The sequence below is a fragment of the Acinetobacter sp. GG23 genome (genome assembly GCF_057766365.1).
Map to the genome: position 1 here is coordinate 558,254 of NZ_JBYMDJ010000001.1, position 14,486 is coordinate 572,739.

Genomic DNA, 14,486 nt, shown 5'->3' on the forward strand with positions numbered 1-14,486 from the left:
TTATGTGTTTGGTATAAAACTTTTTAACTGGGTTGACAAGCCAGCTGCAATGACGGCTTGTTCGTAAATGCGCGCCTCAGCCAGAGCATATGGATTAAATGACTCTAGTGTCAATAACGATGAAATATGAGCCACCACATTCATATGACATACCACTACGATAGACTCATAAGGCAACTGGGCCAACCATTCCACTGCTGATTTCGCATCGTCTTCAGGTTTAATCTTATTACACACCAGCACAGGCACATTATTAAAATAATGTTGAAGATGCGCCAAAGTTTCTTGAGCGCGCACCAAAGGACTCACCACAAATATATCGGGTTTAATCATGTCCTTTAAATAGGTTGCTGTTTGTTGCGCCTGCTTGTGTCCTCGCTTGGTTAATGGACGTTTGTCATCATTTCCATTGACCGCAGGAGAAGCTTCACCATGACGGACTAAAGTGAGTTGCATAAAATTTCCTTATTCTCAATCTGCAGCAATTATAACCCAGCTTTATGACAGAGCTCATTCATTCCAATATTCGAAATTAAACTTCATGGTGTGGCAAAACAAATTCCACATCACTACGGTGCCCATTTTTCATCAGTGAAAGTGCGATACTTAAAGGCGGTGCACCTTCAAAAATTACATCATACAAAGCACTGGTAATCGGCATATATACATCCAATTCTTCTGAACGACTGCGCACCTGAATAATCGTATTGATCCCTTCCGCCGTCTGCCCCAATTCCTCAGTCGCCTGTTGCAAGCTTTTACCTGACCCCAAAGCAAAACCGACCTGATAATTACGACTTAGTGGACTGCTACAAGTCGCAAATAAATCACCAACCCCTGACAACCCCAGAAACGTCAGTGGATTTGCTCCCAATTTCACTGCAAAACGGCTCATTTCAGCCAATGCACGAGTTAAAATCATACTTTTGGTATTTTCACCGACTTTATAAGCCGCGGCCATACCCATTGCAACGGCATAGATATTTTTTAATGCCCCGCCAAGTTCCACACCATGTACATCGTCACTTGCAAATACACGAAATAATGCACTGTGCAAGGCTTGCTGTACTGCATAACGTACCAGTTCGGACTGACTGGCAATCACCGTACCTGCGGGCTGACCTGCCATAATTTCTTTGGCTAGGTTCGGCCCTGAAAGTACACCATAAGGCACTTCAGGTAATTCTTCACGAATAATATCACTCATAAAACTAAAGGTTTTTGCCTCAATACCTTTGGTTAAGGATATGACCGCCTGTGAAGTAATGAATGGCTTAATTTGTTTGAGTACATCACGAAAAGAATGACTTGGAATCGCCACTAGAATAATGTCACGATTACAAATAGCCGTTTCCAAATCCGTTACTGCCTTTAATCCTGATTCTAAATTAAAATCTGGCAAATACCGTTTATTGATATGGGTTTGATTGATTTCATTGGCAGCTACTTCGTCACGAATCCAGATCATGGTATCACAACCATTTCTTACAGCTGTATTCGCCATGGCAGTACCAAAACTGCCACCCCCTAAAACGGTTACCCGTAACGCTGTTTTTTGATCTACCGATACCGGTTGAACAAGATCTGAAAATTTCAATTCTGACATTATTTTTATATCTCAATTCATGATTCAATAAAGTTATTTATTCCAATAACTCACATAATTTTGGCTATTTATTTCTGCACGTGCAGGAATCGCTTTTACGGCTGTTCCAATATAAATAATTCCAGAAATCAAATCTTCGGCTGCAAGACCTAAAGCCTGCTTAAATAACCTTGATTCAATCACTGCACCGCTTCGCCAAATGGTCGAAAAACCTTGAACTTGCAAGGAGAGCAAAAAGTTTTGTATCGCTGCACCGGTACTTAAGGTTTGCTCAAAATCAGGAACTTTCGGATGCGGTTTAAATTCCGTTAATGCTAAAACCAAAAGTGGGGCGCGAAAAGGATGGTTTTTAACACGGTCTAACTGAGACTGATCTGTTTCACCCAGATCTGCGATTGCTTGAGATAACAATTCACCAAAAGCTTCACGCTGATCATTCGGAATGACGACAAAACGAGTCGGTTTGAGGCGATGATGATCTGGTGCTGTCAATGCAGCCTGAAAGGCTTTTTCCAACTGCGCCGCATTCGGTGCAGGCTCAACCAAATGACCAATTGATTGACGCTGATGAATATTAAGATGAACCGTATCTACCGCTGAATCCGTCATTAACTTCTATATCTATGTACTAAAATATTTGATCAAGATTAGCATATTCTTATTCAGATACTCTAGAGTATTAAATCAATGCTTCCCTCTTCATTTCAGTCTTAAAGGTAGAGTAATCACAGAGTAACCATATAAAACTGCATATTTTATACAAGTCCTTCAAAAATCATTCAAAAAATTATGTTCCAATAATTTTAATTCTTTACGATCTTGGGGAAAACAATGAATAAAGTTTTGGTACTCACTTCAACAATTGCAGCAACTATTATTCTAAGCGCCTGTACATCAAACCCAACCAACTCATTGGCTATTCAAAAGCAAAATAACCAATATGAAGTGACTGGTGTAGGTAAAACCAATCTCATTTCAAAAAATAATGCCATTACTGCCGCCAACAATACCTGCGGTAAAAAAGCCACTGCGATCATCATTGATGAAAAAACTGAATACAACGGTGCTTTAAAAGGAGTTGTGGATGAAAAAACAGGACAAATGATTCAAGCTGCAACCAGTGTTCTAGGTACTTTAGCGGGTAAAAGTGGTAGCCTAGCTCGTGATGACGATTATCAAACAGTTCTCACTTTTAGCTGCCGAGCAAACTAATTTGCTTAGAGAATCAGTCTATTTCATCGTATCACCCAAACAATGATATTTTAACTAATACACTAATCAAAAGCCGCTTATTTTAAGCGGCTTTTGATTTTACATTTTAATTAATGCCAGATTAACAATAACCTTCCATACGGGTTAAAGGTAATTTTTGACCAATAGCTTTTTCAATCTCTGGAAGATAGAACGCATCATCTTCAGATAGGAAACTAATACTTACACCACGCGCACCCGCACGACCGGTACGACCAATACGGTGCACATAATCATCCGACTGTTCAGGCAAAGTAAAATTCACCACATGTGAAACACCATCCACATGAATACCACGACCCGCAACATCAGTTGCAATCATAATATTATGTTGACCATTTTTAAATTGATCCAGCATTTTGGTACGCTTATCTTGTGCAATTTCACCAGACAGCATAACTACTTTATAGCCATCTCTTTTTAAATGATCATAAAGTTTACGCACCTGGTCACGACGATTAGCAAAAATCATGACTTTTTCAATCGGTTCATCACGTAAAATTTCTTCCAGTAATTTATACTTATCTGTTTTCGCAACCATATAAACGCGTTGCTCAACATCTGCATTGGTTTTCTTTTCTGGCTCAATTTCAACAGTGATGGGTTCAAACAGCCATTGTTGTGCCAAGTTTAAAACATCATAACTAAAGGTTGCAGAAAACATGAGCGTTTGACGTTGTTCTTTACGCGGTGAATAACGCACAATCCGTTTAACTGAAGGAATAAACCCCATATCAAGCATACGGTCTGCTTCATCAATGACTAAAAATTCGATCTGATCCAACCAGACTTCTTTTTGTTCAACAAAGTCAATTAAACGACCGGGTGTTGCCACAATAATATCGACAAACTGTTTATTCAATTGTGCTTTTTGCTTATCAAAATCTACCCCACCCAATAGGGTAACCACATGCAAATCGGTAAATTTGGTTAGCTCTTTAGCATCACTTTCAATTTGTAAAGCCAACTCACGTGTTGGCGCAAGAATGAGCGCGCGTGCTTCACCGCGATAGCGTTGTTCTTTAATCGGATTATTGAGCAAGTCATTAATTACACTGACCAAGAAAGCCGCTGTTTTCCCGGTACCTGTTTGCGCACGCCCAATAGCATCATGCCCAGCCAAAGTAAATTTCAAAACCTTTTCCTGAATAGGTGTCATTTCTTTGAAACCTAAAGCATCAATAGCCTGTTTCAGTTTCGGATGTAAATTTAAGGTTTCAAAACCAGATGACATATAAATGTGCCCTAACTTAATATTCAGGAAAATTATAGCCTATTATAAACAAAAACGCCCCAAATTACATTGGGGCGTTCTCATGAATAATCAGGCGATTAGTCTAAAGGTTGTACTTCTTCAGCTTGGAAGCCTTTTTGACCTTTAACTACGCTGAATTCAACACGTTGGCCGTCACGAAGTGAACGGTGACCGTCACCTTGGATAGCGCGGAAATGAACGAATACATCGTCGCCGCCGTTACGTTGAATAAAGCCGAAGCCTTTAGTGTCGTTGAACCATTTAACTACGCCTTGTTCACGAGCTGTCATAAGTTAATCCTCATTGTATTTAATAGAAGGACCACCCGGTGTTGCAAACAGCAGAGTAAACAAGGTTTAAAAATATTTATTATTTCTAAGCTTGTAATCATTCTGTATTACTATTAACAAAATCCCGGTTATATCCATTGCTATATTCAACTTTAAGACAAAATTAAGTGTGTCATTAAGTTGAATACGCGACGAGCTTATCATGGGTTTATAACAATTCATACTGTTTTTTTTGAATAATTTTCTTTTTGATTGAGTTTTATTTTACTAATTATTTCTCTATTTTATATCAGTAGTTTTTATGTTGAGATTATATAATTTCATTTAATTTTGGCACCAAATTTGCTAATATTTCAGAACGTATTATCAGAAATTAAATGAGATGAATGATCTAGCCAGTACAGCCATTATTATAGATGCGATGGGTAAACCCTGCCCCATGCCATTATTAATGCTTAAGCGAGCGATCAAAAATAAATCAGAGCATCTGTTTTTATTAAAATCTTCAGATCCGCATAGTCAGCAAGATGTAGTCCGTTATTGCCAAATACATCAATTAAAATGCACTATGACTAAAATAACTGATTTTGAATATCACTACTTAATTGAATCTTAATTATTTTCAATTAAACTAGAGCTTTTCAAATTTGCATAAAAAATTACATTTCTCTACCCAATATTCCTTATTTCAGGAAAATATTGGATTAAGATAAAATTTAAGTGGTTATGTCATCCATTCTGAAGGAGAACACATGAGTGACAGCAGCAATCAATTGATGCCCCTGTCATTATCGGCGCCAGGGGTAAATCTCGGTGCTTATATAAGTACTGTCAATCAGATTCCTATTTTAACGGCTGATCAAGAAAAAGAGTTAGCCGAACGCTATTATTATGACCAAGATCTAGACGCTGCAAAAATGCTGGTCATGTCTCATTTGCGTTTTGTCGTTCATATTGCGCGTAGTTATGCAGGCTACGGTCTACCACAGGGCGACCTGATTCAAGAAGGCAACCTGGGCCTAATGAAGGCGGTTAAACGTTTTGACCCGAATATGGGTGTGCGTTTGGTCTCTTTTGCCGTACATTGGATTAAAGCTGAAATTCATGAATATGTGATTCGTAACTGGCGTATTGTTAAAATTGCGACCACTAAAGCACAACGTAAACTGTTCTTTAATTTACGTAGCCTAAAAAAATCCAGTAAGAAGCTCACCCTGGAAGAAGCAAAATCTATTGCTAACGACTTAAATGTAACACCAGAACAAGTCTTGGAAATGGAAGGTCGTTTAACCGCCTATGATGCAGCATTTGAAGCTCAGGGTGATGACGATGATGAAGGCTCAACTCATGTCGCACCGGCTTTATATTTAGAAGATAATCGATACGATCCCGCACGCTTAGCGGAAGAAGAAGATTATGAGCAACAAAGTACGTCTGCCCTGCATAGCGCAATGGATCAGCTTGATGACCGTTCGCGTAATATTTTGCAGCGTCGCTGGCTAGATGATGAAAAATCGACGCTACATGAGTTAGCGGCTGAGTATAATGTCTCTGCTGAACGTATTCGTCAGTTAGAAAAAAATGCCATGGAAAAAATTAAAGTTGCCATGTCTTCTAACTAAGATATCAGGCTGATTTTATTCTGTGATAAAGAAAGGGCTGCGTGCCCTTTTTTCATACTTAAACATTTGTATTGTCACATTTGGGCTTTTGTGTAAACACTAAAATATGCTAAGTTAGGCGCAAATTTACTCAGGTGATAATTGCTTATGTGGATTGCAATTTCAGCCCTTAACTTGGCACTTGCAGTCATGCTGGGTGCATTTGGCGCGCATGGCTTAAAAGCGCATGCAAGCGAAACTCAATTGGCTTGGTGGCATACCGCAACTGATTATTTTTTCTATCATGCCCTTGGACTTTTGGCGCTCGCAATTCTCAGTAAAATTATTCCTCAACTGCCTATTAAAGCCAGTTTTATCCTGATTCAAGTCGGTATTTTATTTTTCTGTGGCTCACTCTACGTGATGACCTTAGGTTTACCGCGTGTATTAGGTGCTATCACACCGATTGGTGGTGCTTTAATGATTGCTGGCTGGCTAGTACTGGCGTGGAATGCATTAAAATACGCAAAATAAAGTAAGGGGAAAGGAAAAATAAGTATGCATATTTATTTAAATGGTGAATCAAAAAATACCTCATGTACGAATTTACTAGAATTGATTCAAGAATTGGCCTTGGAAGGCAAACGCTTTGCTGTAGAACAAAATGAAATGATCATTTCCAAAAGCAAATTGGCACAAACCCCCATTTGCGCTGAAGATCAGATTGAAATTATTCATGCCGTCGGTGGCGGCTAATTCGGAGCTCCCATGGAAGATACCCCGCTTATAATCGGTTCGCGTACCTTTAATTCACGTCTATTGGTCGGTACAGGTAAATATAAAGATTTAACTGAAACCGATTTGGCCATTCAAGCTAGTGGTGCAGAAATTGTGACGGTGGCAATCCGCCGTGTAAATATTGGACAGCATCCTGACCAGCCAAATTTACTTTCTGTTGTGCCACCTGAAAAATATACCATTCTGCCGAATACAGCGGGTTGTTTTGATGCCAACAGTGCAATCCGTACCTGTATGCTGGCGCGTGAACTTCTGGATGGTCACAATCTGGTTAAACTGGAAGTGCTAGGCGATGAAAAAACGTTGTATCCGAATATCACCGAAACTTTAAAAGCTGCGCGTACCTTAATTGACGATGGCTTTGAAATCATGGTCTACACCTCGGATGATCCGATTGTGGCGCAAGAGTTAGAGAGCATGGGCTGTGTTGCGATTATGCCTTTAGGTAGCCTGATTGGTTCAGGGTTAGGTATTTTAAATCCGCATACCATTTCTATTATTAAAGAAAATGCCAATGTTCCTATATTGGTGGATGCCGGTGTGGGTACGGCGAGTGATGCTGCTATTGCCATGGAACTGGGTTGCGACGGCGTACTGATGAATACTGCGATTGCTGCTGCGCAAAACCCCATCTTAATGGCATCTGCGATGAAAAAAGCGGTTGAAGCGGGTCGCGAAGCATTTTTAGCGGGTCGCATGCCACGTAAACGTATGGCAAATGCAAGTTCACCTGAAACCGGTTATTTCTTTAAATAAAGTTAAAAACCTTAAAAAGGGCTCAAAAGAGTAATGCTGATCAGTTAAGGGGTTCGACCATAAACTCCTTAACTTTTGAGTTATTCACAGCGGAGTCTTGTCTTTTTAGATCAAATATTTGGAGTTCTTCAGTTCTTTTTTTAGCCAAATGAGAAGTAAAGCTTCGCAAGAAAAGCATCTTGCGGTGCAGCGCACCTCATCGCAAAACTCGTCCACCACCATCGAGTAGAAAATTCATCACAGAAACAGTAATTTTTTAATTTCCTCCCGCCTCAAATAGTTGTGAATGTCATTTCTGCGTATCAAATAATATGATGAATTTAAATCAAAAATACCAGTCAATTCCTTAACTAACTGGTATTACTCAAAAGAACTCTATCTTTCAAGAATATCGCTAAATCATTAAACCCTTGTGCATAATCCGGATTTTAACATTCAGCACATCATCTTTAACTTGTTGCTGATAAGCTTGCATATGAGGAGTTTGTAAATGAGCATTCAAATGCTCAATACTTTCCCAATGCTCCAACATGGTAATTGAATCAGGTACTTTAGTTTGATAATTAGTATCCGATTCATGATCTACCAGTAACTCATAGCCGTAACACCCATCTTCTTGTAAAACCGCAGGTGTTATTTTTCTAAATGCATTTAACACGTTTTCACGATGTTGAGCACCTGATCGAATCTGGATATCTGCAATAACAACTAACATAGTTTGCTCCTTAAACACCACTTCTATTAAGCAAAAACATCCATTAAATGCTGACGATATTTACGTTCATATTCAGCGACATCCGGCATTTTTATTACATCATTTACGATGAAGGTGTCTAAACTTTTCATTCCTAAAAATTGATTGGCTTTATGGAATGGCAGATATACACCATCAACCCCGACACCATGAAAAAATTGATCAGCATCATTAAAAGCTTCCATGGGCGCATTCCACGTTAACGATAACATGTACTTTTTATCGTGAATGAGACCACCTGAACCATATTTTTTCGATGCATCCGACCGGGATCGACCATCACTGGCATATAGAGTTCCATGTCCTTCTGTAAAAATATCATCAATATATTTTTTGACTGTCCAAGGTGCACCCATCCACCAGCCTGGCATTTGATAAATAATGACATCGGCCCATACATATTTTTGAATTTCCTCCTGAATTTCATAGTCGCTATCTGCACGAGAAATTTTAACGGTATGACCCAGTTCACCGAGCACAGCATTTGCTAACTCGGTTAAAGCATCATTTAACTCGCCATTCGAGTGGGCAAATTGCTTGGCACCATTCACAATCAGGATATTACTCATCATTTACCTTTAAGGATTTATTTACAGTGGCCAATATACTCAAATATCTTATTGATAAAAATTCATGAGTTTGCAAAACACTATTGATAAAAAATCAACAATAGAACTCTTTAATAATTCAACATTTCACAATTTTAAAAACCCCAAAAAAAAGCACCCTCAGGTGCTTTTTTAAATCAAGACAAAAAAATTAAGGAATTAGCCCTTCATCACGCATCGCGATTTGTACCGACTGGCGTTCCGCCACTTTATTACGCAAGGCAATAATATTGTTATACGGCGTCAGATCATGCCCAATACCATTCGACCAGTTTGTTAATACAAAGAGATAGGCATCTGCCGGGCCAAAATTATCATCCACTAAATAGTCGTTATCTGACTCGCCAATGGTTTTTTCAATATAGGTAAGTAAACGATCAATTTCAGCATAGGCTTTTTCCTTTGCATCATCTGCTAAAGGAGCACCAAAAAATACCGCATAGGCATCATGCAATTCAGAGTTCAAGTAACCCAGCCATTCAAGGACTTTAGCACGCCCTAAACCTGATGGCGGAATTAAATCTTGTTTAGGATCATGCTGTGCAAGGAACGGTAAAATTGCCACATTTTCAGTAAGAATCAAGCCTGGATTAATTTCTAAAGCTGGAACATAGCCCTTCGGATTAATTGCGTAGTAATCAGCACCTTTTTCTGTTGTATGGGTTTTTAAATTGACACGCTCTAAATCAAAATCGACATTAATTTCATTTAAAATAATATGTGATGCTAGAGAACACGCGCCCGGGGCGTAATAAAGCTTCATATTTGATCCTTGTTATTTAACTATTAACTGTTTTAAATCTCTTCTATCGAACTTTCAAGTGATCGAACCTATAAATTGCAAAAAAGCATCAATGCGTAAAAAAAGCTTACCTTTAGAATATTGTCTAAAATGCTGTCTTTTTCAAGTCAATATTTTTTACATCAATCTGATCTGCTTTTTTCTATAAAACTGTTTTAACATATCCAGCTTTAAAGTTTGATGAAAATTAACGTAGTGATTAGCCTTAAAAAAGAAGAATGGTTTTCCAATATTCGTACCGATGTATTAGCGGGTTTGGTCGTGGGTTTAGCCCTGATTCCCGAGTCGATTGCCTTTTCAGCCATCGCCGGTGTTGACCCGCAAGTCGGTCTATATGCATCATTTTGTATAGCCGTCACCATTGCTTTCTTTGGCGGTCGCCCTGCCATGATTTCTGCGGCTACTGGTGCGCTAGCTTTACTGATGATTACTTTGGTCAAAGAACATGGCTTGCAGTACTTATTAGCAGCAACTATTTTGACCGGTATCATTCAGGTGATTGCAGGTTATTTTAAAGTCGCCAAATTAATGCGCTTTGTTTCGCAGTCTGTGGTGTATGGGTTTTTAAATGCACTGGCAATTTTAATCTTTGTGGCTCAACTTCCTGAGTTAAATAAGATGGATAACTTAGGCTATTTATTTGTAGCTCTAGGCTTGGCTGTAATTTATCTTTTCCCTTATATACCAAGAGTTGGCAAACTTATTCCCTCTCCGCTGATTTGTATTGTTCTGCTCAGTCTACTTGCCTTATTTTTAGATAGTGATATGCGTACAGTCAGCGATTTAGGGCATTTCCCAGATATGCTTCCTATTTTCCTGATTCCTGAAATTCCACTCAACTTTGAAACTTTAGCCATTATTTTTCCCTACTCCATCACTTTAGCTACAGTTGGTTTATTAGAAACCATGATGACCACGACCGTTGTGAATGAAGTCACCGACACTGAAGGCGACCGTCATCAGGAATGTCGCGGTCAAGGTTATGCCAATATCGTCAGTGGTTTTATGGGCGGCATGGCGGGTTGTGCCATGATTGGTCAATCCATTATTAACGTATCGTCAGGTGCACGTACACGTTTATCAACCTTGGTTGCAGGTGTATTTTTACTGTGCTTGGTGGTGTTTCTTAAAGATTGGCTGGCGTATATTCCGATGGCAGCACTAGTTGCCATTATGATTATGGTAGCTTTCACCACCTTTAACTGGAATTCAGTCCGCAATTTCCAAAAACATCCGAAGCAAAGCAATATTGTGATGCTGGCTGTTGTCATTATTGTTTTAGCCACCCATAACCTTGCGCTGGGTGTCTTTGTCGGGGTGTTACTTTCGGCTTTATTTTTAGTCAATAAACTCGAAAGTGAAGTCAAGGTTCGCTCTACGCTCTTAAACTCTAATACGCGCCAATATGTAATTTCTGGACAAATTTTCTTTAGCAGTTCAGACAAGTTTTTCCAGTTCTTTGATTTTAAAGAAATCATTTCCAAGGTTGAGATTGATCTTACTCATGCCCATGTTTGGGATATTACTTCAGTCAACATGCTGAACAGTGTGGTACAGAAATTTAAAGATCAAAATATTGACGTAAAAGTTGTCGGGTTAAATGAAGCCAGCAATACATTAATTGATCGCTATAATCCGCTGTAACTTTTGATTAAAATAAAAGTGAGATCATGGTTGCTGTTGTTAATAGATTTCCCAAATGATAGCAGCCCAAAACTAAAAGAATATAGGCAGCACTATGAATACAAATCACTGGTTTATGTGGGCGATATTGTCTGCCTGTTTCGCAGCCTTAACTGCCATTTTTGCTAAAGTAGGTTTGCGACAGGTAGACTCCGACCTAGCCACACTCATTCGTACGGTCATTATTGTATTTGTATTAAGTTTAGTGGTGTGGGGATTAGGAAAATGGCAGAATCCCTTGTTGCTTTCAGGCAAAACCTGGTTATTTTTAACTTTGTCAGCTTTAGCAACCGGTGCCTCATGGCTGTGTTATTTTCGGGCCTTACAACTCGGTCAAGCCTCACAAGTGGCTCCAATTGATAAACTCAGTGTGGTTTTAGTCACCCTATTTGCTGTAGTTTTTTTAGGTGAACGCCCAAGCCTGCAAGAATACTTGGGTATTGTCTTGATTGCGCTTGGCGTGCTTACTATTGCATTAAAATAATGTAGATTTTCTTTTAAAATCTTCTAAGCCAATATTTTTTATAAAGCAATCCCTACACAACTTAACCCTGTTATTTGTTAGGTCTCAACTTCTATTTCAGCAAATAATGACGCAATAACAGCATGACTCTGCTGTCTTTACCGCATCTTAAAAATGAAAAAGTTTGACTTGTTAGGCTCAGGACTTAAAATACCGCATTCAAATTTTTTACATTTGCCAAAGTTATGTCGAACGATCAATTAGACCCGCAAGTCGTCGAGCTGGACAACTTGAATGAACATCGCGAAATTGTCACTTTTATGCGTCGTTCATCTCCGCTAAATACCTCTCAACGTACTGCGCTTGAACAATATGGTCACCTAATTTTGGAATATCCGGTGGGTGACTTACGTCAACAGTTTGAACATCCAGAACGCCCTTTAACAGTTGAAATTGGTTTTGGTATGGGCCGTTCACTGGTACTTATGGCAAAAGCCAATCCTGAACGTAACTATGTCGGTATTGAAGTACATGTTCCCGGTATCGCACAATGTGTATATGAAGCAGGTATGGCAGGTATAACCAACTTGCGTTTACTCGATGCCGATGCCATTCAAGTGCTTCGTGAAATGCCTGACAACAGCATTAATGCGGTACAGCTTTATTTCCCAGACCCATGGCAAAAGAAACGTCATTTCAAACGTCGTTTTGTATCACATGACCGTATGCCACTGGTTGAACAAAAACTGGAAATGGGTGGTACATTTCACTCGGCTACAGACTGGGAACCCTATGCTGAATGGATGCTAGATGTATTGGATAACCGTCCGAACCTTGAAAATATGGCAGGTAAAGGCAACAGTTACCCTCGTCCTGCCTGGCGCCCACAAACCAAGTTTGAACGTCGCGGGATTGAGGAAGGTCATAAAATTAACGACTTCCTGTTCAAGAAAATTAAATAACGTTAACCAGCACCTTAAAAAATGGCTCATCAATGTATGAGCCATTTTTATGCTTAGACTTTAAGCTTTTATCGCCAGATAACCTTGATAAGATAAAATTTGGGTAAAGCGTTCTACCGAATCAAATCCACTCAATTTCAATTGCTCCAATATTTCCTGTTCCGACAGCGGATAAAAATCATCTTCCAAACGATCAATCATTGCAGCAGCTTGCGAAGTCGTTAAGCCATTTGCCTGAGAGATATGCTTCAGTATTTCCAATTCCTGATCGGATTTGATTCGGGTTAAATCAAACGTAATGAATAGTCCTTGAGGTTTTAAACGTGAGTAAATCGCTTTAAAGAACTTGGGCTTATCTAAATAATTCACAAAATGCGTGACCAGAATAGAAAGCACAGCGTCGTATGTTTGACCTGTTTTTAACTGGTCTACATCTCCCAACACAAACTCCACCCGATGTGATGCGTTTAAAGAATGGATATGCTGTCTGGCTTTATCCAGCATGGTTTCCGACAGCTCTGTTGCAGTAAATGTCCAGTCTGGAAATGATCGTACTAAATGTCCCAGTTCATAGCCGGTACCACAACCTACAATGAGCACATGTGCATATTCATCAGCATAGGTTTTTAACAAGGCTTGAATTTGCTGATGAACCACTTCATAGCCAGGAATTAATTTACGGATATGTTCATCATAACCATCGACTACATATTGGCTGTTAAAATCCTTTGCCATAAATACATCCTTGTCTTATTTATTCTTCAAGTATATTGATTTAATTTTAAACCACTATTTTTGCTGATGCGATTGCAAAATATGCTGGCTCATCAACCTATAAATATTTTTTAAATCATCCCGATTTGCATCTTGTAGCATCTGTTGATGCATATTCAAGATATTTTGATCCCCTCGCATTGCAGGTCCAGTCTGCATCTGTTTAGGATCATGCTGTACAGCTTTATTGGTTGTTTCTAAAATCAGTGGATAAAGCAAAGAAAAATCGACCTGTTGTGCATCTACCACCTGCTTCGCCATGTCATAACAATAATTGCTGAAATTGCAGGCAAATACCGCAGCCAGATGCAGGCTTAAGCGTTGTGCCGATGTATATTGATAAACTCGACTACTCAATTGATTGGCCAATTGGCTTAATAAAACCAGATCCACTTCAGACTTGGCTTCTACAAATAAGGGTGTATCTGACCAAGGAATTTCCCGATCCAGACTAAAGGTTTGTAAAGGATAAAACACACCAGCACGTGCATGGGTTTTTGCCAAGACTTCAATATCGGTACTACCTGAAGTATGTACAATCAAAACATCAGCTAAGTGTTGATGAGTCTCTGCAATGATGGACGCAATCGCCTGATCACTTACCGCAATGATCACCAAATCAATCTCAGGATTTATTTCGGAGATCTTCGCCGCTGCAGTTGCACCGACTTGAGCAGCTAAGGTTTGTGCAGGCTCGAAACTGCGACTATAGATTTGCATGATTTGATGATACTGACTTAAGGCATGAGCCAAATGATGGGCAACCCGTCCCGCCCCAATCAAACTAATACGCATATATCTGTTCACAATTTCCAATTCACCACAGCATGCCAATAAAAAAAGGACGAATCAATTAGTCCTTTTTTAAATACTCAGTGATATC

Annotated in this window: 19 protein-coding genes; 9 read left to right on the plus strand and 10 right to left on the minus strand. The window is 39.3% G+C overall.

What is annotated here, in order from left to right; translation table 11 throughout:
- From sixA to AC3CAU_RS02710, 3 genes are all read right to left on the minus strand, one after another.
- Entirely contained in the window at positions 1-456 is a 456-nt protein-coding gene (gene sixA, locus AC3CAU_RS02700) for a phosphohistidine phosphatase SixA (RefSeq protein ID WP_131215764.1), read from the minus strand.
- A 76-nt stretch (positions 457-532) separates the two neighbouring features.
- The gene (locus AC3CAU_RS02705; protein ID WP_131215766.1) at positions 533-1,606 is read right to left on the minus strand and encodes an NAD(P)H-dependent glycerol-3-phosphate dehydrogenase; all 1,074 of its coding nucleotides are present in this window, start codon (positions 1,604-1,606) and stop codon (positions 533-535) included.
- A 33-nt stretch (positions 1,607-1,639) separates the two neighbouring features.
- Complete coding sequence (locus AC3CAU_RS02710; RefSeq protein WP_131215768.1) at positions 1,640-2,215, minus strand: nitroreductase family protein; 576 nt, start codon at positions 2,213-2,215, stop codon at positions 1,640-1,642.
- A 222-nt stretch (positions 2,216-2,437) separates the two neighbouring features.
- Between AC3CAU_RS02710 and AC3CAU_RS02715 the strand changes: the two genes are divergently transcribed.
- On the plus strand, positions 2,438-2,818 hold the full coding sequence (locus AC3CAU_RS02715; RefSeq protein ID WP_131215770.1) for a hypothetical protein: 381 nt from the start codon (positions 2,438-2,440) through the stop codon (positions 2,816-2,818).
- A 121-nt stretch (positions 2,819-2,939) separates the two neighbouring features.
- Here AC3CAU_RS02715 and rhlB read toward each other — a convergent pair whose 3' ends face one another.
- Positions 2,940-4,091 (minus strand): ATP-dependent RNA helicase RhlB, encoded by a 1,152-nt coding sequence (rhlB, locus tag AC3CAU_RS02720; RefSeq protein WP_425918611.1) that lies wholly within the window; start codon positions 4,089-4,091, stop codon positions 2,940-2,942.
- Between the two features lie 98 nt (positions 4,092-4,189).
- Positions 4,190-4,402: a cold-shock protein gene (locus tag AC3CAU_RS02725; RefSeq protein WP_004648643.1), complete on the minus strand. Its 213-nt coding sequence runs from the start codon at positions 4,400-4,402 to the stop codon at positions 4,190-4,192.
- A 382-nt stretch (positions 4,403-4,784) separates the two neighbouring features.
- Here AC3CAU_RS02725 and AC3CAU_RS02730 point away from each other — a divergent pair, with 382 nt between their 5' ends.
- The 5 genes from AC3CAU_RS02730 (at position 4,785) to AC3CAU_RS02750 (ending at position 7,557) form a co-directional block, all read left to right on the plus strand.
- Entirely contained in the window at positions 4,785-5,018 is a 234-nt protein-coding gene (locus tag AC3CAU_RS02730; protein ID WP_424619496.1) for a sulfurtransferase TusA family protein, read from the plus strand.
- A 136-nt stretch (positions 5,019-5,154) separates the two neighbouring features.
- Complete coding sequence (gene rpoH, locus AC3CAU_RS02735) at positions 5,155-6,024, plus strand: RNA polymerase sigma factor RpoH (protein WP_131215776.1); 870 nt, start codon at positions 5,155-5,157, stop codon at positions 6,022-6,024.
- A 147-nt stretch (positions 6,025-6,171) separates the two neighbouring features.
- Positions 6,172-6,537 carry a DUF423 domain-containing protein gene (locus tag AC3CAU_RS02740; RefSeq protein WP_447053276.1) on the plus strand — a complete coding sequence of 122 codons (366 nt, stop codon included), beginning with the start codon at positions 6,172-6,174 and terminating at the stop codon, positions 6,535-6,537.
- Between the two features lie 24 nt (positions 6,538-6,561).
- Positions 6,562-6,759 carry a sulfur carrier protein ThiS gene (gene thiS / locus AC3CAU_RS02745; RefSeq protein WP_131215780.1) on the plus strand — a complete coding sequence of 66 codons (198 nt, stop codon included), beginning with the start codon at positions 6,562-6,564 and terminating at the stop codon, positions 6,757-6,759.
- Positions 6,760-6,771: 12 nt separating this feature from the next.
- Complete coding sequence (locus tag AC3CAU_RS02750) at positions 6,772-7,557, plus strand: thiazole synthase (protein WP_447053277.1); 786 nt, start codon at positions 6,772-6,774, stop codon at positions 7,555-7,557.
- Positions 7,558-7,951: 394 nt separating this feature from the next.
- Here AC3CAU_RS02750 and AC3CAU_RS02755 read toward each other — a convergent pair whose 3' ends face one another.
- The 3 genes from AC3CAU_RS02755 to AC3CAU_RS02765 all read right to left on the minus strand — a co-directional run bounded on the left by AC3CAU_RS02755 (position 7,952) and on the right by AC3CAU_RS02765 (position 9,682).
- Positions 7,952-8,272, minus strand: a complete 321-nt coding sequence (locus AC3CAU_RS02755; RefSeq protein WP_447053278.1) for a putative quinol monooxygenase — start codon at positions 8,270-8,272, stop codon at positions 7,952-7,954.
- Between the two features lie 26 nt (positions 8,273-8,298).
- The gene (locus AC3CAU_RS02760; RefSeq protein ID WP_447053279.1) at positions 8,299-8,880 is read right to left on the minus strand and encodes an NAD(P)H-dependent oxidoreductase; all 582 of its coding nucleotides are present in this window, start codon (positions 8,878-8,880) and stop codon (positions 8,299-8,301) included.
- Positions 8,881-9,070: 190 nt separating this feature from the next.
- Positions 9,071-9,682 (minus strand): glutathione binding-like protein, encoded by a 612-nt coding sequence (locus AC3CAU_RS02765; protein ID WP_447053280.1) that lies wholly within the window; start codon positions 9,680-9,682, stop codon positions 9,071-9,073.
- A gap of 234 nt (positions 9,683-9,916) precedes the next feature.
- Between AC3CAU_RS02765 and AC3CAU_RS02770 the strand changes: the two genes are divergently transcribed.
- The 3 genes from AC3CAU_RS02770 to trmB all read left to right on the plus strand — a co-directional run bounded on the left by AC3CAU_RS02770 (position 9,917) and on the right by trmB (position 12,829).
- Positions 9,917-11,365, plus strand: a complete 1,449-nt coding sequence (locus AC3CAU_RS02770) for a SulP family inorganic anion transporter (protein WP_447054322.1) — start codon at positions 9,917-9,919, stop codon at positions 11,363-11,365.
- Positions 11,366-11,459: 94 nt separating this feature from the next.
- Complete coding sequence (locus tag AC3CAU_RS02775) at positions 11,460-11,888, plus strand: EamA family transporter (RefSeq protein ID WP_447053281.1); 429 nt, start codon at positions 11,460-11,462, stop codon at positions 11,886-11,888.
- A gap of 224 nt (positions 11,889-12,112) precedes the next feature.
- Complete coding sequence (gene trmB / locus AC3CAU_RS02780; RefSeq protein ID WP_131215793.1) at positions 12,113-12,829, plus strand: tRNA (guanosine(46)-N7)-methyltransferase TrmB; 717 nt, start codon at positions 12,113-12,115, stop codon at positions 12,827-12,829.
- 60 nt (positions 12,830-12,889) lie between these two features.
- Here trmB and AC3CAU_RS02785 read toward each other — a convergent pair whose 3' ends face one another.
- The gene (locus AC3CAU_RS02785) at positions 12,890-13,564 is read right to left on the minus strand and encodes a class I SAM-dependent methyltransferase (protein ID WP_424619379.1); all 675 of its coding nucleotides are present in this window, start codon (positions 13,562-13,564) and stop codon (positions 12,890-12,892) included.
- Between the two features lie 54 nt (positions 13,565-13,618).
- Entirely contained in the window at positions 13,619-14,398 is a 780-nt protein-coding gene (locus AC3CAU_RS02790; protein ID WP_131215797.1) for a Rossmann-like and DUF2520 domain-containing protein, read from the minus strand.
- Positions 14,399-14,486 lie beyond the last annotated feature (88 nt).